General features: G+C 46.5%; 17 protein-coding genes. All 17 read right to left on the reverse strand.

The genetic code is table 11. The features are described from left to right. Window positions 1-21 precede the first annotated feature (21 nt). The 17 genes from MA884_RS16085 to rpsA all read right to left on the reverse strand — a co-directional run bounded on the left by MA884_RS16085 (window position 22) and on the right by rpsA (window position 18,206). Window positions 22-1,041, reverse strand: coding sequence for a glycosyltransferase family 4 protein (locus MA884_RS16085; RefSeq protein WP_256231437.1), 1,020 nt, complete (start codon window positions 1,039-1,041; stop codon window positions 22-24). Between the two features lie 45 nt (window positions 1,042-1,086). Next, entirely contained in the window at window positions 1,087-2,046 is a 960-nt protein-coding gene (locus MA884_RS16090) for an SDR family oxidoreductase (RefSeq protein ID WP_256231438.1), read from the reverse strand. Next, window positions 2,039-3,181, reverse strand: coding sequence for a glycosyltransferase family 4 protein (locus MA884_RS16095; RefSeq protein WP_256231439.1), 1,143 nt, complete (start codon window positions 3,179-3,181; stop codon window positions 2,039-2,041). Before MA884_RS16095 ends, MA884_RS16090 begins: the two co-directional genes overlap by 8 nt. 89 nt (window positions 3,182-3,270) lie before the next feature. Continuing rightward, window positions 3,271-4,398 carry a non-hydrolyzing UDP-N-acetylglucosamine 2-epimerase gene (gene wecB, locus MA884_RS16100; RefSeq protein WP_256231440.1) on the reverse strand — a complete coding sequence of 376 codons (1,128 nt, stop codon included), beginning with the start codon at window positions 4,396-4,398 and terminating at the stop codon, window positions 3,271-3,273. Further along, window positions 4,391-5,401, reverse strand: a complete 1,011-nt coding sequence (locus MA884_RS16105; protein WP_256231441.1) for a nucleoside-diphosphate sugar epimerase/dehydratase — start codon at window positions 5,399-5,401, stop codon at window positions 4,391-4,393. Before MA884_RS16105 ends, wecB begins: the two co-directional genes overlap by 8 nt. Before the next feature lie 104 nt (window positions 5,402-5,505). Beyond that, on the reverse strand, window positions 5,506-6,378 hold the full coding sequence (locus MA884_RS16110) for an SDR family oxidoreductase (protein ID WP_256231442.1): 873 nt from the start codon (window positions 6,376-6,378) through the stop codon (window positions 5,506-5,508). 81 nt (window positions 6,379-6,459) lie between these two features. Next, entirely contained in the window at window positions 6,460-7,968 is a 1,509-nt protein-coding gene (gene murJ, locus MA884_RS16115; RefSeq protein ID WP_256231443.1) for a murein biosynthesis integral membrane protein MurJ, read from the reverse strand. After that, the gene (locus tag MA884_RS16120) at window positions 7,965-9,203 is read right to left on the reverse strand and encodes a hypothetical protein (RefSeq protein ID WP_256231444.1); all 1,239 of its coding nucleotides are present in this window, start codon (window positions 9,201-9,203) and stop codon (window positions 7,965-7,967) included. The genes murJ and MA884_RS16120 overlap by 4 nt, the downstream gene beginning before the upstream one ends. Before the next feature lie 98 nt (window positions 9,204-9,301). Further along, window positions 9,302-9,838: an acyltransferase gene (locus MA884_RS16125; RefSeq protein WP_256231445.1), complete on the reverse strand. Its 537-nt coding sequence runs from the start codon at window positions 9,836-9,838 to the stop codon at window positions 9,302-9,304. A 1-nt stretch (window position 9,839) separates the two neighbouring features. Further along, complete coding sequence (locus MA884_RS16130) at window positions 9,840-11,036, reverse strand: hypothetical protein (RefSeq protein ID WP_256231446.1); 1,197 nt, start codon at window positions 11,034-11,036, stop codon at window positions 9,840-9,842. An 88-nt stretch (window positions 11,037-11,124) separates the two neighbouring features. After that, complete coding sequence (locus MA884_RS16135; RefSeq protein WP_256231447.1) at window positions 11,125-12,156, reverse strand: NAD-dependent epimerase/dehydratase family protein; 1,032 nt, start codon at window positions 12,154-12,156, stop codon at window positions 11,125-11,127. A 56-nt stretch (window positions 12,157-12,212) separates the two neighbouring features. Beyond that, entirely contained in the window at window positions 12,213-13,490 is a 1,278-nt protein-coding gene (gene tviB / locus MA884_RS16140) for a Vi polysaccharide biosynthesis UDP-N-acetylglucosamine C-6 dehydrogenase TviB (RefSeq protein WP_256231448.1), read from the reverse strand. A gap of 521 nt (window positions 13,491-14,011) precedes the next feature. Next, window positions 14,012-15,067: an LPS O-antigen chain length determinant protein WzzB gene (locus tag MA884_RS16145; protein ID WP_256231449.1), complete on the reverse strand. Its 1,056-nt coding sequence runs from the start codon at window positions 15,065-15,067 to the stop codon at window positions 14,012-14,014. Between the two features lie 194 nt (window positions 15,068-15,261). Then, complete coding sequence (locus tag MA884_RS16150; RefSeq protein WP_256231450.1) at window positions 15,262-15,486, reverse strand: LapA family protein; 225 nt, start codon at window positions 15,484-15,486, stop codon at window positions 15,262-15,264. 26 nt (window positions 15,487-15,512) lie between these two features. After that, on the reverse strand, window positions 15,513-15,809 hold the full coding sequence (gene ihfB, locus MA884_RS16155) for an integration host factor subunit beta (RefSeq protein ID WP_003199243.1): 297 nt from the start codon (window positions 15,807-15,809) through the stop codon (window positions 15,513-15,515). A gap of 146 nt (window positions 15,810-15,955) precedes the next feature. Then, window positions 15,956-16,234 (reverse strand): hypothetical protein, encoded by a 279-nt coding sequence (locus MA884_RS16160; protein ID WP_256231451.1) that lies wholly within the window; start codon window positions 16,232-16,234, stop codon window positions 15,956-15,958. A gap of 277 nt (window positions 16,235-16,511) precedes the next feature. Beyond that, window positions 16,512-18,206, reverse strand: coding sequence for a 30S ribosomal protein S1 (rpsA, locus tag MA884_RS16165; protein ID WP_014337228.1), 1,695 nt, complete (start codon window positions 18,204-18,206; stop codon window positions 16,512-16,514). Between the last annotated feature and the right edge of the window lie 58 nt (window positions 18,207-18,264).

Here is an 18,264-nt window from a genome sequence, read left to right on the forward strand (position 1 = left end):
CGTACGAACACAGCCTTGGAATCAGACCGCCTCAAACTCACCCGCATGAAACCTGATAGCCAGCAGAACCAACGGCACATAGGCCACTACCAAAACCAATGCGCCATCCACATTCCACAACACGACACACGCCGCAAGCGGTAGCAACCAGAACAGGTTAATCGCAGCCACCGCCAGCGTCACGGGTAGATGCTGGCCATACTGACGCGACGCAAACTGATAGGCGTGGCTACGGTGAGCCTCATAAACTTTATCCCCTCGCAACAGACGTCGTATCAACGTGACTGAAGCATCAACAATAAAGACTCCAAGCAGGATCAACCATACCCAAAGCAGCTTTGAAGAGAACCAAGCAGCTTGTAATGAGAGTAACCCAAGGATGATGCCAAGGAAGCCGCTGCCTGCATCCCCCATGAAAATTCTTGCGGGAGGGAAGTTCCAATAAAGAAAGCCGGCTACGGCCATTGCTAGTACCAAGGGAGCGACCAATAAGGTGTCAAAACCGGCCAGCCAGTACAACAGGGAGGCTCCGAAGCAGGCACAAATGGCCTCCACGCTCGCGATACCGTCGATACCATCCATGAAATTATAGAGATTGAGCATCCAGACCAGATAAAACGCGGCCAAGACGTGACCTACCCACCCAAAACTCACTGTGATGTTGGCCAAGCTAATCGTTGGCAGCCCTCCTATCCAAAATAATGCCCAGGCAGCGGCAAAAAAGTGCCCCAAAAGACGCCAGCGAGCTGCGATATGACCATGATCATCAAGAAAACCTAATATCGCGACCATTGCTCCCGCTCCCAGCAAGGCGCACGCAAAATTCCATGTCAGCTCACCTCCCACAGCTAAGAAAGTCACGGTTACCAGAAAACTTAACACAATCGCCAACCCTCCCCCGCGGGGAGTCGGTAACGAGTGCGAGCTTCTAGCATTGGGGACATCAATCAAGCTGCGGCTCAATGCATAGCGTCGTAATATCCAAGTTAAAAAGAATGCCATAAAAACAACAGCAAACATCAACCAAAGCAGCAATGTCATCAAAAACCCCATTCGTCAGCCATTCGCCAGACTATAGCACCCAGCCTAATTGGAACCTGATCTAAAATCTTTCGCCACCTTTACTAACCCCTCATCAAGGCTTTCAATAGGGCTCCAATCAAGCAATTTACGAGTCTTCTGAATATCAACCTGAAGAGAGCCATTGAGCCGTCGCGCTAGATCTCTGCGCCCCGACAAAACAGCGCCTACATTAATAAACATAGAGGGTATCGGTATTAGCCTAGCCGGCTTCCCCAACGCGTTACCCATCTTGATTAACAAATCGGTAGTGGATACATCTTCACCATCACTGACCATAAATATCTGATTAGCCGCGCCGGGATGATCCAAGCAGGTAATAATCAAGTCGACCAGATTATCCAAAGACACCAAGCTACGCTTATTCTGGATGGCGCCAAACGGTAAAGGAAAGCCCTTATCTAACCAATTCATCATGCTACGAAAATTTGCCTTTACACCGGGACCGTAAACCAGTACAGGACGAATAATTACTACCTCAATCCCTAGCTCCTCTGAAATACGCCTTAACCCTTGTTCAGCCTCCATTTTTGAACAACCGTAAGGGTCCACGGGGGCAGGAATATCATCCGCTTGGAAAGGAAAACCCGGGGACGTTTCCTCACCATTGACTTTGATCGAACTGAGAAAAACAAAACGCTTCACCCCAGCTTCAGCAGCCCTACGCGCCAAGTCCAAGGTAAACTTCACATTTACTTCGCGAAAATCAGCCAAGGGATTTACTGAGCGATCATTCATTATATGAACACGCGCCGCGCAATGAACAATTGATTTCACGTCATCAAAGGATAGTTCCGCAAACTCGCCTTTCTCCGAAACTACCGAAACTAAAACCTCAGTAGGAAAACTCACCTCCTTTTGCCGAACGAGCGCGACGACCTGTTTTTCCTGACAGGATAAAAGCCGTTCCACCAAAGCGGAGCCGACAAAACCGGTAGCGCCAGTAACAAGAATTTTTTCACTCATGATCAAAAGTTCGCTCAAGCTTTGAATAAATTTTCAGGTGCTGTTGCACTATTTTTTCCAAGTTGAATTCACTTTCGGCCAATGCGCGTCCTGCGGCCCCCATACGTTGCCGCAAGCTTGCATCATCGATCAACAGCTGTAGTCCATCGGCTAACGCAACGGCGTTGCATACGGGAACCAGCAAGCCCGTAACATTCGGATCAATCGCATCACGACAACCGGGTACATCCGTCGTGACAACCGCGCGACCAGAAGCCGCCGCTTCAACCAGGACCTTCGGAAGCCCCTCCCGATAGGAAGGTAAGGTCACAACGTGGGCTTCGGCAAACAGTGCAGATATGTCGTTGCGGTAACCCAATATCTCGATTAACCCTTCGTCTCGCCAAGCAGCGATTTCAGCTTCAGTGATAGTGGCAGGGTTCCCAGGGTCAATGGCTCCAATTAATTGAAATCGAGCCTTGACTCCTCTCTCTTGAAGGATTCGCGCAGCCTCAACAAACTCCAGCACCCCCTTGTCTCGCAGAAGGCGAGCAGCAAGACAGACTACAGGGGATGACGTATGGGGCTCAGGACGAAAAGAATAGAGGCTCATATCCACACCGGAACCTCGAATCAGTTCAGCTTTCGCAGGATCCAACACCCCCAAACTTATCAATAGCTCACGGTCATCCGAGTTCTGAAAAATGACACGAAGATTTTTTTTACCCAATGCCAGCCAATAAAAAAAACCGATCATTTTACGTAATAAAGATGCCTTGAAACCGCGTACAAGAAATACAAAACCTAGTCCTGATACAGCTGCGACGACACCTCCGACTGGCGCCAATCGAGCAGCGATTCCCCCATAAACAACAGGCTTTATGGTGACTAAATGCAACAAGTTTGGCCTGATGCGCCACAGTAAACGCCAAACAGAGAATAGTGCTGCCAGTTCACGAAATGGATTACGCCCACTACGGGTTAGAGGTAAAATGTGGTGAACAAACCCGTTGTCCTCAATTGCCCTCACCGCACCGCCATCCATGGTCGCAACATGGACCCTATAACCAGCTTTTCTAGCTCCCTCGGCAACGGCCAAGCGGTGCGAAATGAAAAAAGCAGGATCGTTGACAATCATGAGAAAAGTAGGTGTCATCAGCGAGCACCGAGCCAGATTGGAAACATTCAATACGCTCCATATATGTCGATGTCAAAAAAATAATGCCCAAAGACCCCGCACCCCATCTAGGCCTTGCCCCATACAGTTCGGTTAATATAATCAACATAACTCAATACTATACGCACAACCTGGATAGACACAGGCCCTCCCTGATAATCCTTTACAACCGGAATCATCTGGTGGTTACGGTTATGTTGATTGGTAACAATCCTTACCGCTTCCAGCACGCGTTCAACTTTCAAACCGCTCATTATCAATGTTCCTTCATCCATCCCTTCAGGCCGCTCATGAGCATTTCGAATGGTGATAGCGGGCAAGTTCAACAGAGAGGCCTCTTCTGTAATAGTCCCGCTGTCTGAAAGCACGCAAAATGCAGACATCTGCAGTTTTATGTAATCCAGCAAACCGAATGGCTTCATGAACTGTATCAGTGGATGATCCATTGCAATACCACAAGCTTCAAGACGCTTTCGGGTACGAGGGTGCGTAGAGACTATTATCGGATACTTATAATGATCAGCTAAGGCATTAAGAGTGTCGATCAGATCCCTAAGATTTTCCGGGCTATCAACATTCTCCTCTCGATGTGCGCTAACGATAAAAAACTTATCTTCGTCCAAAGACATACGGCTCAGCACATCAGACTGGCGAATTTTAGGCAGATAAAAATCTAAAACCTCAGCCATATGAGATCCAGTCTTTATAATGGTCTCCGGCCGTATACCCTCAGCAATAAGATACCGTCGCGCATGCTCGGTGAGCACCATATTGATATCACTAAGGTGGTCCAAAACCTTGCGATTTAGCTCTTCAGGCACCCGCTGATCGAAACAACGATTGCCGGCTTCCATATGAAAGACTGGAATTTTTCGTCGCTTAGCTGCTATAACTGCCAAACAGGTATTGGTATCTCCATAGAGGAGAACAGCGTCCGGTTTCTCTAACTCGAAAATCTCATCAGCCTTACTAATAATCTCCGCAATCGTCTGGGCAACCGTATTCCCTACTGCACCCAAAAAATGATCCGGCTTGCGGATTCCGAGCTCATCAAAAAAAACTTGATTCAACTCATAGTCATAATTTTGCCCTGAATGAACAAGTACGTGAGTCACCTGCTTATCCAGCTCAGCAATGACCCGACTCATTTTTATTAGCTCGGGACGAGTACCAACGAGCGTCATAACTTTAAGCATTTAGTACCTCCCGGATATAGTCAAGCTTCAGCAACACTTCTTTTACGCCACTGACGTCAAGCCGCTGAGTATTATGAGACGTATAATCGTCTTGCTCGGAAATTTTCTGCTCGCCCTCAACAAAGTATTTTTTGTAATTAAGGTCCCGATTATCCGCAGGAATTCGATAGTAACGCCCCATATCCTCCGATTTGGCCATCTCCTCTCTCGACACAAGAGACTCATAAAGTTTCTCTCCATGCCGAGTTCCGATAACCTTTATTGGAGAATTACTGCCAAGCAGCTCCTTTAGAGCAACAGCTAGATCTCCAACAGTGGACGCAGGGGCTTTTTGAATAAATATATCTCCCTGCTGTCCATGCTCGAAAGCATGCAAAACAAGGTCCACGGAATCCTCTAGCGACATAAGAAATCGAGTCATCTCTGGATCGGTAACCGTTAGGGGCTCCCCCTCTTTGAGTTGACCTACAAACAATGGAATAACCGATCCGCGTGAGGCCATCACGTTTCCATAACGTGTAGCACAAATCACCGTACCTTGATCTGGAATCATTCGAGATTTGGCAACCACCAACTTTTCAGCCATTGCCTTGGAAATACCCATTGCGTTGATGGGATATACAGCCTTGTCTGTGCTGAGCACAACGACACGTTTCACGCCGCAGCTAATAGCTGCATTCAAAACATTCTCAGTCCCATTAATATTGGTCTTAACCGCTTCCATCGGATAAAACTCGCAGGAGGGAACTTGCTTTAACGCTGCCGCATGAAAAATATAATCAACGCCTGTCATCGCTTGGACCAAACTTTGATAATCTCGGACGTCGCCAATATAAAACTTTACTTTATCATTTGACAAAGCAATACGCATATCCTCTTGCTTCTTCTCATCACGACTAAAAATACGTATTTCACGAACACCTGTATTAAGAAAACGCTTAAGTACAGTATTACCAAAAGAACCGGTCCCCCCGGTTATCATGAGAATCTTATCGTCGAACATATAATCACCAATAGTATAGAAAATTTCTCAAATCGACTAGTGCCAGACATTCACCTGTGATTACAACACATAGCTACAACCAGCAAAACCACTCTATATGAACCTTACAGAGCACCACGTTTATTGTCATCATACATTTTTTTAATCAGCTCTGGCCATGCGGGTGCAATATAACCAGTGGCGACACGAAAACGCTCTTCATTGAGAGAGCGGTCAATCACGACATTTTCGTCGGGAAGGATCTGGATGTTCTTACCATAGCGAGCAGAAACCAGCCGTAACAGGTCCAGTTTACTAACCGGAGAAGCCGCTACATGGTACAAACCATGGAGCTGCGGGTTCTTTATTACATAGTCCTTTATAATCAAGGCTAACTCCACTGTTGGTAATCCGCTAAATATCGCTTTCGAGTATCCTTTGACAGGGCCTTTTTGAGCTAGAAACCATTCCACGAGTGCAAGATGACTATTCAACTCGTGACCAATAATTGAGGTTCGCAATGTGATTGCGTTGAGTCGATTATGAAGCTCACCTATAAATTTAGATTTGCCATACAAATCCTCAGCATCCGATAGATCAGACTCTCTATACATACCCTTCCGACCGGAAAAAACGCAGTCGGTGCTAATATGAACTAAACGAGCCTGCATAAGCGAGCACAGCTGAGCAAGCCGATGGGGGAACATCGCATTTACTGGCAGTGTAGAAAGCGGGTCGTGTGCATGAGCAAGCTGTTTGATAAGCCCGACACAATTGATTACCGCATCTGGCTTTACTTCTTCTAGCACGCGAACCAACGCGTCCTGATCCAACACATCAATACCCGAAATAAGCCTTGAATGACGTTCCTTTTTAAAGAAACGCTTCGAAGACTCACTACGAAGCGTTCCCCATGCTTCATAAGAGCTATCCTCGCAGAATACATTGAGCACAGAACTACCCAACATTCCAGAAGCACCAAGGACTAGTATACGCATAATTAACCTCCAATCTTAGACTTCGAAGCCCGGACGATATCACCATCCGCCAAAGTGCTTAACTCAAACTATATACCATTGTCACGCTCCCCTAGAGAATAAATTTCTCAAATGAGTCGTGACAACTCCAATCTCGTGGACGCGCATGATCTGAAGGCAGACAAAATAAACAAAAATAAACGGAATAAAAATAACCAACCAATACGTAGCAAACATGCCATTAAGCCAACTGAGAACACTATAGGCGATGGCACCACCAATGCCGCAAATCATCAGCACCTTCAGACCTGAAACAAAAAGAACAGAAGGCGCGCTTTTTTGCACTAGGTAAATAGCGACAATACAATTAAAAACTGTCGACACTACAACAGCCACTGCCAGCGCCACCAAGCCATATTTTTTATAAAACACTAAGCAAATTGAAAAATTAATGGTCAGCGCAAATAGCGATAGAAATACCGGCGTGAGCGTATTACCGTGAGAAAAAAACACCCGATTCATGATATCTCTGATTAAACATAAAGGCAGAGCAAGTAGAACAATAGAAAATATTGACGCAACCTTTGTTACATCGTCATCCATAAATTTTCCACGCTGAAAAAGAATATCTACAATTTCATGAGAGTAAAAACTCATGTAAAGCACTATAGGAAATGAACAGATAATGACAATGCGGAGGCAAGAGGTAAGATAGTGCAACAGTTCGACCTGATCGTTTCGTGCTGCCACCGCGGCGATACGAGGGAACAATGAAGCGGTTAGAAAAACCAAAAACACTGACAGAAAAATCAGATTCAATTTGTTTGCATAAGCAAATACCGATATTGCCCCCAGCCCTAGCTCCGTAGCAAAATACACACCGACAAATCCGTTAACTTGCTCTATATAAAATGACAAAACAGCCGGTAGAAAAATAAATATAAAGTTTTTATCCTTAAAGAAAGCAAACGCTGACTGCATTTCGAATATGAAGTACTTTCGCGCAATATAAAAATTAGTGAGAACTAAAAAAAACCAGGCAATCACCCCAAGAACAAGAACCAGATGGAAATCCTCAGCAGAATTATAGAAGTATAACCCTCCACAAAAAACAACATTATTTACCACGGGAACAATATAGCTAGGGATGACGAGACCGTTGACTGATTGCATAGAATTAAACAGAGAAACGAGCGTCGACAAGACGAAAGTCAACGCCATTATAGCAAGGAAGACGGACGCAAGGTCCCTGACTTGCTCATTCACATCACCCGAAAAAGCAGTGACCAACAAATGTGCGCAGCCAAATACAAAAAAGGTGATACAGAAAGAAATAATAAAAAAGAAAGCGATCCCAGAAGAGAGTCCAGCATTGACACTCTTTTGGCAACCAGAAGCCATAAGACGCGAATACAATGGGACGATCAAAACTGGTATGGCAGAGTAAATAGCCATATAAATAACAGATGAAATCGAATTAGCCAAAAAATAAGCATCTGTAATACTCGATACACCATAATAGAACGTAAATATTAAATCCTTTAGAAAACCGGTGGCTTTACCTAAAACTACTAGCCCCAGTATCACGACAACGCTTCGGTATCGACTCATGAGGGATCACCGTGGCCAGACGCCTGATCACTTGATGCGATCGATACTTTTTTATTATAAAAAAACAACCACCCCACAAGGAGCGAAAAGAGTACAATCACGCCCGCCAAGCCGTGCATTATTTGATTATTGGCATAACTAAATATTAGCCCCATGGAAAGATAAATAAACAATGGACCTGCAAATGGATTACTGGCTTGAACGGCTTGCATCCAAAGTCTTGCATAACAAAATGCAAAAATAGGTGTTATTAGAAGCACACCAGCAAAACTAATATCTGACGCCATCCAAGCAAACAATGAATGCCATTTATCGAACCCCCAACCATACTCCTGCCCCACACGATATGGGTAGGTGTGTTCAAGAACGGAGCCATTTTCGGAGACAACAATCTCCACAATCCTTCCCAATGAATATGAATTTCCGACAAAGTACGTCCATTCAAAGGGCAACGTTAAACTTAGATATAGCCCGTACAAGCCATTGGTGAAATAGCCCAAGAATATTCCCAAGGCAAGTCCATAATCAAAGCTTACCCAGCTGAATATCCAAGAACTTTCATCCCACGATATTAAAGGATGCGTTTTCTCGTAGATGTTATCCAACGTGATACCCGCAGCTTGATAGCGCTGTCGAAGGATCTCGATAAACATTAAAAATACAATAGTAGCTGCCCCGCCACCCAGTAAAAATATCCACGCTTTGAGTTTAACTTGCTTGGCGGCGAAATTTATCATCATACAAAAAAAAGTAAAGATTATTATATCGCCCAAATACTTCTGCTTCCCACTCCCTATGACATTAACGAGCAAATACGTCACAACAACAAATAGAAATGCACAACGTGGTACTTTCCTCATGACGGAAAAATAGTAGAAACAAATCAAGATCAAAAACAAAGTGAGCGCTTGCTCAAGAATATTTAGAATATATATCAGATCAACATTGGCTTGCCCTCGCTCATAGCCCTTATAGCCAGCAACATAATTATCACCAATACTATTTAAACTCAACTCCCCACCAGAAGAGAGAAACACATAAAGTTGAATGAACGAACTGAGCACACCGAGAACCAATAGAGCATTTACCAAGTAACTTAGTCGCCGGTAGGAAAGCGCACGCCCATCCAATAAATCCCGACCAATTCGATAATCCCCGCGAGAGCCCAAAACATACCCAATAAAAAATAAAAACAACATCCCCAGCACAAACGGAACTAAGACAAGGTAATCCATCCCCCTGTACTCAACAGGCCCAACGAGGAGACAAAACAGCACAAATAAGGAGTAAGCAACATACAAATTTAATGGCAAGTATCTATAGCTTAGAATCTTCATATTTTTTTAAAAATCTTTTTATACGCTTGCACTTTTTCCTTCCCTACTAAATCCCCGATTTTTAAGGATTTCGTTTGTGCCCGCTCCAAAAAATCCTTAGTTGAACTGACTACGCGAGCAGGATTGCCTGCGACAATAGTTCCATCAGCGACATCTTTTGTTACCACAGCATTTGCGCCGACAATGCAATCATTTCCGACACGAACATTGGGGAGAATCAGTGCCCCCATACCAATAAAAACGTTATTACCAACGTTAATCTCGCCCGCCAACTCCAGATCTGGTATGTCTTTTCTAAATGGGAGAGTGGACCCGTCATGACAAACGAACTTTGCCTTTATACTGATGAACACGTTATCACCGAGAGTAACTAAATATGGTTCGGTACTAAACATTTCATAACTAGAGCCATATATCATCAACCGACCCTTTACTTGGACCCCTATTTTTTTAGCATATGACACAGGATATAAAGCGGCATGCAGCATATTAATAGGCGCCGTGAAAATCTTTAACAATCTAAAAGCATTCACATCAGACCCCCACCTTATCCAAGAACTGGGCAACTTTCAGAGTATAATTTCTATAATCAAATACACGAGAAGAATAAGCATGCTGTTTTATAAAATTAATGTCACTTGGAGTACTTTTTATTAACTTCCTGACCAACTCTAGTTCCTCCCCCCGCTTGGCCAGGAAGAGACCAGCAGTTCCCTCGTAACTCAGCAGACTGACCATGGTATTGGATATCACCGGCGTGCCACAGCTGATTGACTCAGCCAACTTTGATGGAAAACCAGCCAAGGTAACACGAGTCTTATCTCGAAAGAAAATACTGAAATCGCTGCATGCGATGTGCCTCAGTATAATTTCATTAGGCTGCCTACCCTTGAACGAAGTGCATCCGACCATTTCCTGCAACATTCCCGCATGCTCCGGAAACACCTGAAGATATTCGTTCGCAGTGAGCCCGTAAATATCGAAACTAAAATCTTCACCCGACCTATGAAGCTCAAAAAACACTTCGATGCAAACATCTAACCGCTCTTTTAAATTAGTCCGCTCTTTGTTCACGCGGCCTGCATCGAAAGGAGAGCCCACATAAATGAATTTTATCTTCGTGCTGTTATCCCTTATCAATGGTGAATTAAATTTTCTCACATCAAACAGAGTAGGAAGCTCTACAGTTATCTTTCCTTGCTCACTATAATAATCAGTCAGATACCGGCTTGTGGTAATAACGCCATCTGTAGCCTTATGAACCCAATGCATACGCAACGAGGTATCAATACACTTTACAATCCGATAAAATAGACTTCCAGCACTTGCGTCGTACCATTCCGTAGCATCAGCCATTATTTTTATATTTGCTTCCCTGCATATTTTTTTTATACGCAACTGGGCAATCGCTGGATAATTATAGCAAACAACGCCTACAACTCTTGTGAGTTGTCGCTGCTGCCTCAAAAGTCCCAGTATATCTGAAGCCCCTGATATATACTTTAACCAAGCGAGGCTTCCCTTAGGGTACGGAACACTCCAACATTCGAAGCCAGAAAAATCTGCTCTCTTTAACCCTGTACCCGATCTGCTGGAGCTGTTCACGCCGATGAAAATCACATTGTATCCCAGTTCCCGAAAGATTTTTCCGTTCGCTAGAACTCGATGTGCAGCAGCATTTTTATCCGGAAGCTCGAAGCCACCTATATAAATTATCGTACCTTTATCCATCATCGAATCTCTCTAATTAGCCAGCCACCAAACACAGGAGCTATTAGAGCTCATTAAATACACCTCCGCATATTCGGTGTTTAACCGTTCAAGGCTTTGATTTATACAGTTTGATATACCAAGGCATCGCCTGGGAAATTCCTGACCTAATATTATAAAGCGGCTGGTAATCAAGATATTTGCGTGCCTTACTAATATCTGCCTGTGAATGGCGCACATCGCCCTCACGGAAGTCCCGATATATCGGTTCTTTCAAATAGTGAACACCATTATCTCTCAGCGTCTCGGTAAGATAAGAAAACAACTCATTAAGACTTGTCCTATCTCCCAGGGCAACATTATATATTTCATTTTTTGCATCTACCTTTGCAGTTGCCGCCAAGAGATTTGCTTGAACTGCATTATCAATAAAACAAAAATCGCGACTTGTTTCCCCATCACCATTCATGAACACATCTTCGTCGTTTATCATCGCACCGGTCCATTTAGGGATCACCGCTGCATAGGCACCATTCGGATCTTGGCGCTTACCAAATACATTAAAATAGCGCAGACCAATTGTGCCAAATTCATAACAACGAAAAAATACATCCGCATACAACTCATTGACGTACTTGGTAACGGCATATGGGGATAATGGTTTGCCAATTAAATCTTCGACCTTTGGCAAGCCTGGATGATCTCCGTATGTGGAACTGCTCGCGGCGTAGGTAAAGCTGCTCACCTTCGCATCACGAGCAGCGACTAACATATTGAGAAAACCACCAATGTTGGTTTCATTCGACGTAATTGGATCATTGATAGAGCGCGGCACCGATCCAAGAGCAGCTTGATGCAATACATAATCAACACCTACGCATGCCCGGTGACAATCCTCCAGATTACGGATATCCGCCTCAATGAAAACCAAGCGCGACCACTGCTCTTTGCTTACTGATTGCCGGACTTCATCCAGATTTCGTTGGTGACCGGTGGAAAAATTATCCAAACCCACTACTCGTTGATCAAGCTTGAGTAAGGTTTCCAGTAGATTTGAGCCGATGAAGCCTGCAATACCGGTAATAAGCCAGGTTTTAGCGTCATTAGGCAACGTTTTCAGCAAAGTCTCATAGCGCGTCATAGGTATCTTCCTTCAAGGTTGAGTTTGGGTACAAGGCTGTTCCATTACGCCTTGACTTAAAGTCTCAGATCCGTTTCCGCGGCATTCAGAAGATATTTAAGATCGTAAAGAATATGCGTCTTCTTCCCTAAAAGACGTATATTCGCGGGGCCCATGGCCCTGAATTGATCGTGTGCTACGGCCAAAATAATACCATCGTAGGCTCCAATACTTGGTTCAGATATAGGGGTAAGTCCATACTCGTGTTGCGCTTCCTCGGCGACAACCCAGGGATCATAGACGTCTACGTTTACATTGTAGTCAGTCAATTCGCGCACGATATCCACCACTTTAGTGTTACGCAGATCCGGACAGTTCTCCTTAAATGTCAGTCCCATAACAAGTACACGAGCACCATCCACATGAATACGTCGTTTGAGCATGGCTTTTATCAGTTGCGAAGCCACATAAGCGCTCATGCTATCGTTCAAACGACGACCAGCCAGGATAATTTCAGGATGGTAACCTATAGCTTGGGCCTTATGAGTAAGATAATACGGATCAACCCCTATACAGTGCCCACCGACCAAGCCTGGTCGAAATGGTAGAAAGTTCCATTTCGTACCTGCTGCCTTTAGAACCTCCTCTGTGTCGATTCCCATCCTATTGAAAATGATAGCCAACTCATTGATCAATGCTATATTGAGATCACGCTGCGTATTCTCAATGACCTTTGCCGCCTCCGCTACCTTGATGCTACTTGCCTGGTAGGTACCAGCAGTAATTATCTGATTATATAATGCATCAACAAGCACGGCGACTTCGGGCGTGGAGCCTGATGTAACTTTCTTAATGGTAGTTACGCGATGTTCTTTGTCACCGGGATTAATTCTTTCAGGACTATATCCAGCGAAGAAATCGACGTTGAATTTTAGACCCGATACTTTTTCAAGCACAGGGACACAATCTTCTTCAGTCGCACCCGGATAAACAGTCGACTCATAAATTACTATATCGCCCCTCTTCAGAACCTTACCAATACTTTCCGAAGCTTTTATTAAGGGTGTCAGATCGGGTTGTTTGTATTGATCAATGGGAGTTGGAACCGTAACGATAAAAACATTACATTGCTCAACTTCATCCAACCTCGAAGTATAGCTCAAGGAAATAGCTTGTTTTAGCTCATCATCCGACACCTCAAGTGTAGAATCATGGCCAGCCGCTAAAGCATGAATCCGTCGCTGGTTAATATCAAATCCAATAACAGTACGACGCTTTCCAAACTCAACAGCTAAAGGCAAGCCAACATAACCCAGACCAATAATGGCTAATTTGATTTCTTCCAGCTGACGCATAATCGAAGCCCACATGATAAATAGTTTAAAACGTTGAAAATCAGTAGCTGGTACTGAAAAACGCTGACGTCCTTAGGCTAACCGCATGCCCTTCACGTCTGGTATTTTTTGCAATACGCTTTTTTATCATAAATTGGTGTGATCTATTCGAATTTTTGAAGCGGACAAGCCGATCCTACGCTGACACCTAAAGAAACGCAGATACTGGATGAAAAAAATCATGTCGAGGCTTGACCGGACACCTACTCCCAGGCCCTCATAGCGGACTTCCTATCCGCATTCGATCCTTAGACCCGCCGGAACAGAGCTTTGTGCTTTCGTCCTTGCACATCATTTAGGATTTTTCAGGCATAGCTTGATGGAACTGAATGATATGACGAGTTTACGCGTCCAACCAAACCGTACCGGGGGACGATCGAGCCTCCCGGATCGGGCGTGATTTGGGCAGCCGTAGAAGATAACGCTTCTCAATATTAAAAATAATTTTAGGCCGTCGGCAGCATGATCGACGGCATATACACTCAGGCTAACTCGTCTTCACGTTTCTTCCGATCGAAGCCAAGCTTAATTAGAGCGATAAAAGTACCCATCACCAAGCCAGCGAAAACAGCCAATATCAAGATTACTGTTTTTCTAGGCTTTATCGGACTCTCCGGCACCTCAACACTACCATCCTGCCGATAAACCGAAATCCTTTCAGGATCAACATTCAACTTACGATAAAAACCGTACTGCATCTGAAGCGGCCGTAAATCAGTGATAAATGCATCATCAGAAGACCTGGACTCCAGCGCATTGATTTCCGCCGCCAGTGCTTTGCTACCCCGCTGGTAATCCATTTTATCGCCGGTATCTACCGTGATATCCACCGCTGCAGAAGAGTTGATTATCGGCGAAGTCAAACCGATCGCTTCAGCAATCTGCAACGCCTCCCGCAACTGCTGAATCCGGTCCTCGCGAACTCGCTGCGCAGTCTCGCGCAAGCTCACAATTTGCTGCTCAAGGTTACGCGCATTTACCGATGCTTCTGTGGTCACGTTCTTGACCAGTTCCGACTCGGCAACCTCACTGGCCTGTTGGACGTAGATCTTTGCCCATTCGGTGGCCTGAGCAGGGTCCCCACCTTGAACGGCCACCGAAAAGCGATCTGGCGTATCTTTTCCCGGCCCTTTGATCACCAGTTCCCGGGAAAAACGCGCGTACAAACGGTCGAGCGCACCCTGTCGCTGAGACTCATCGAGGGAGGGAAGATAAATCTCATTGAAGAACTTCTGACGCAGGGACTCGCCTTGAAGGTTTCTGGCAAAAACGTCATAAACATACTTGATCGAATAAGGTTCTAGCTCAGTGCTTTTCCCACGACCATAATTGAGCTCGGCTATATCGTTCTGCGTCGGCGGCATGATGAAAAGCTTGGACTCATAGACCGGCTTGCTGAGAAACGCATACGCAGCCGCACCTACCGTGACTAAAAGAGTCACACCGAGGATCAGCCATTTTTGGGACCAAAGCCCCTGCGCGAGGGCGATAAGGTCAATCTCATCAGAGCGATGGGTTTCGACTTGATTATTTTGCATCTGAGGCCTCGTGTCCTTTTTTTGACATGGCGCCCGCACACAAACTGGACGCGCTAAAAGGCAAAACGATCAGGCCTTCGGCAGATACCGCAGTAAACTGAGTTAGATTAAATACGATCAAAACGCACCCAAAAGCCAGAAAAAAGTTGTAGACAGTGATCCTTTACACAAAGATTTCCGGGCTCACACATCCATTATTTAAACCGTCGGCGCAGGCCCATGAACCACGCGAGTAACGGGCCCAACATCATACCAGCGAGAAACGCCAACAGCACGAAAACCGAAACAGGAACCTGCGGCGTCGGCCAGCCCAGGAACAACAATGCGACAGGCTGGGTATTCTCAAGCACAAACAGGACAATGACTGCGGCCACAAGCAACACGAGCACGACAAGAGCAAGACGTTTAAAGCTGCGCATGAATTCCCCCTTGCATAGACGCCTCCTTACAGCTCATCCCCCTCCTCCTCATTGACACGATCCCTGAGTTCCTTACCCGGCTTGAAATGAGGCACGAACTTGCCGTCAAGGCTCACGGACTGACCGGTTTTAGGATTGCGGCCTACCCGCGGGGCGCGGTAGTGCAGGGAGAAACTGCCAAACCCACGGATCTCAATTCGATCACCCGTGGCAAGGCACTGGGACATTTGCTCAAGCATGGTCTTGATGGCCAGCTCCACATCTTTGGATGAGAGCAGCCCTTGATGGGTGACAATTCGTTCGATCAACTCCGACTTCGTCATATTTTTCCCTTCTTTTTCAAGCAGCTAGGAAAATCGCTTGAAAAGGTTTTAGCATGACCGGAGGAATTTGAACAGCCCAAGTCTTGACATATCTTCACCCTGTCGTATTTGCCCCGTTTCTGCACAGGCGTTGCACTTGAGGGCATTCAGCGACAAATGACCAACATCGTGCGGGTCAGATAACCCGCTGGATTGAAGCCGAAAGGGTATTGATCTTCATCCTTGGCATCATCGGAGCGAGTAATGACTTTGTACCCTGCGCCCTTGCACTCCTTCGCCGCGCGCTTATGGCATTTTTCCCAGCCTGACCCCAGACCGGAACAGTCGACCTCGATGCCACTGACGCCACGCATAGCATGGGTCTTGGCGCTTGTGGTGCAACCTGCCAAGGCCAATACCGCGAATACCAGGATGAGCCTGTTCATTAATCTCCTTGAATGTTCAGCACCCGACTGGGTGGTGTCTGACCTGGCGCTATCGCGAGCAGGCTCGCTCCCACACTGGCCCGGGGAGACTAGGGCATCCGCAGTCTAGCCCTGAATAGGTGATTGATCTGCTTAAAGAAAGAGACAGTTTGGTTGCAGGATTGGTTTCACTCCTGAGCAAGACAGGGAGCTGACTTACGAACAGGCCAGGTTTTCCCGAATCGCGCCCACAAAAAAGGGCGACCGAAGTCGCCCTTTTTCTATGGTCTGACAGAACTCAGTTCTGCTTTTCCATCTGTGCACGCAGCAGGTCGCCCAGAGTGGTAGGACCAGCAGCAATGTCAGAGGTGGCTGGCTTGTCGCGCAGGCTCTGGATTGCTTCTTTCTCTTCAGCATCGTCTTTCGACTTGATGGAGAGCTGGATTACGCGGCTCTTGCGGTCAACGCTGATGATCTTGGCTTCTACTTCTTCGCCTTCTTTCAGAACGTTGCGCGCGTCTTCAACGCGGTCACGGCTGATTTCGGAGGCTTTCAGAGTCGCTTCGATATCGTCGGCCAGGGTGATGATGGCGCCTTTAGCGTCAACTTCTTTCACGATGCCCTTAACGATTGCGCCTTTATCGTTCTCTTGAACGTACTCGGAGAACGGATCGCTTTCCAGTTGCTTGATGCCCAGGGAGATGCGCTCGCGCTCTGGGTCAACCGACAGGATAACGGTGTCCAGCTCGTCGCCCTTCTTGAAGCGGCGTACGGCTTCTTCGCCCACTTCGTTCCAGGAGATGTCGGACAGGTGAACCAGACCGTCGATGCCGCCGTCCAGACCAATGAAGATACCGAAATCGGTGATCGACTTGATGGTGCCGGAGATTTTATCGCCCTTGTTGAACTGGCCAGAGAAATCTTCCCATGGGTTAGATTTGCACTGCTTGATGCCCAGGGAGATACGACGACGCTCTTCGTCGATGTCCAGAACCATGACTTCCACTTCGTCGCCGACTTGTACGACTTTCGAAGGGTGGATGTTCTTGTTGGTCCAGTCCATTTCGGAAACGTGTACCAGACCTTCAACGCCTTCTTCCAGCTCAGCGAAGCAGCCGTAGTCAGTGAGGTTGGTAACACGAGCGGTGACGCGGGTGCTTTCTGGGTAACGGGCTTTGATAGCAACCCATGGATCTTCACCCAGTTGCTTGAGGCCCAGGGAAACACGATTGCGCTCGCGATCGTACTTCAGAACCTTGACATCGATCTCGTCGCCAACGTTGACGATTTCCGAAGGATGCTTGATACGCTTCCAGGCCATGTCGGTGATGTGCAGCAGGCCATCGACGCCACCCAGATCGACGAATGCGCCGTAATCGGTGAGGTTCTTGACGATACCCTTGACCTGCTGGCCTTCCTGCAGCGATTCCAGCAGAGCTTCACGCTCGGCGGAGTTCTCGGCTTCCAGGACACTGCGACGGGAAACGACAACGTTGTTGCGCTTCTGGTCCAGCTTGATGACCTTGAATTCCAGCTCTTTGCCTTCCAGGTGCGTGGTGTCGCGCACTGGACGGACGTCAACCAGGGAACCTGGCAGGAACGCACGGATGCCGTTAACGTCGACAGTGAAGCCGCCTTTAACCTTACCGTTGATAACGCCCTTGACCACTTCCTCAGCTGCGAAAGCCGCTTCCAGAACGATCCAGCATTCAGCGCGCTTGGCTTTTTCACGGGACAGCTTGGTTTCACCGAAGCCATCTTCAACCGAGTCCAGCGCAACGTGAACTTCGTCACCGACGTTGATGTTCAGTTCGCCAGCGTCGTTGTAGAACTGCTCAAGCGGGATGAGTGCTTCAGACTTCAGACCAGCGTGAACGGTTACCCAGCGAGCTTGGTAATCGATATCAACGATAACACCGGTGATGATGGAGCCTGCCTGAAGGTTCAGGGTTTTCAGGCTTTCTTCAAAGAGTTCCGCAAAGCTTTCGCTCATTTTAATTCCTGTTGATTAGGGCGAAGAATACGCCCGCCTCCACACCCCAGACGGTGTG

It is taken from the genome of Pseudomonas sp. Q11, assembly GCF_024494355.1.
GTDB classification, from domain to species: domain Bacteria; phylum Pseudomonadota; class Gammaproteobacteria; order Pseudomonadales; family Pseudomonadaceae; genus Aquipseudomonas; species Aquipseudomonas hefeiensis.

Bases quoted from the DNA above. Each gene is read 5' to 3' on its own strand.
- tviB (WP_256231448.1), bottom strand. From the start codon at position 13,490: ATGCGTCAGCTGGAAGAAATCAAATTAGCCATTATTGGTCTGGGTTAT.
- wecB (WP_256231440.1), bottom strand. From the start codon at position 4,398: ATGCTTAAAGTTATGACGCTCGTTGGTACTCGTCCCGAGCTAATAAAA.
- rpsA (WP_014337228.1), bottom strand. From the start codon at position 18,206: ATGAGCGAAAGCTTTGCGGAACTCTTTGAAGAAAGCCTGAAAACCCTG.
- MA884_RS16085 (WP_256231437.1), bottom strand. From the start codon at position 1,041: ATGACATTGCTGCTTTGGTTGATGTTTGCTGTTGTTTTTATGGCATTC.
- ihfB (WP_003199243.1), bottom strand. From the start codon at position 15,809: ATGACGAAGTCGGAGTTGATCGAACGAATTGTCACCCATCAAGGGCTG.
- murJ (WP_256231443.1), bottom strand. From the start codon at position 7,968: ATGAGTCGATACCGAAGCGTTGTCGTGATACTGGGGCTAGTAGTTTTA.
- MA884_RS16135 (WP_256231447.1), bottom strand. From the start codon at position 12,156: ATGACGCGCTATGAGACTTTGCTGAAAACGTTGCCTAATGACGCTAAA.
- MA884_RS16160 (WP_256231451.1), bottom strand. From the start codon at position 16,234: ATGAACAGGCTCATCCTGGTATTCGCGGTATTGGCCTTGGCAGGTTGC.
- MA884_RS16105 (WP_256231441.1), bottom strand. From the start codon at position 5,401: ATGTTCGACGATAAGATTCTCATGATAACCGGGGGGACCGGTTCTTTT.
- MA884_RS16095 (WP_256231439.1), bottom strand. From the start codon at position 3,181: ATGACACCTACTTTTCTCATGATTGTCAACGATCCTGCTTTTTTCATT.
- MA884_RS16120 (WP_256231444.1), bottom strand. From the start codon at position 9,203: ATGGATTACCTTGTCTTAGTTCCGTTTGTGCTGGGGATGTTGTTTTTA.
- MA884_RS16145 (WP_256231449.1), bottom strand. From the start codon at position 15,067: ATGCAAAATAATCAAGTCGAAACCCATCGCTCTGATGAGATTGACCTT.
- MA884_RS16110 (WP_256231442.1), bottom strand. From the start codon at position 6,378: ATGCGTATACTAGTCCTTGGTGCTTCTGGAATGTTGGGTAGTTCTGTG.
- MA884_RS16090 (WP_256231438.1), bottom strand. From the start codon at position 2,046: ATGAGTGAAAAAATTCTTGTTACTGGCGCTACCGGTTTTGTCGGCTCC.
- MA884_RS16150 (WP_256231450.1), bottom strand. From the start codon at position 15,486: ATGCGCAGCTTTAAACGTCTTGCTCTTGTCGTGCTCGTGTTGCTTGTG.
- MA884_RS16130 (WP_256231446.1), bottom strand. From the start codon at position 11,036: ATGGATAAAGGTACGATAATTTATATAGGTGGCTTCGAGCTTCCGGAT.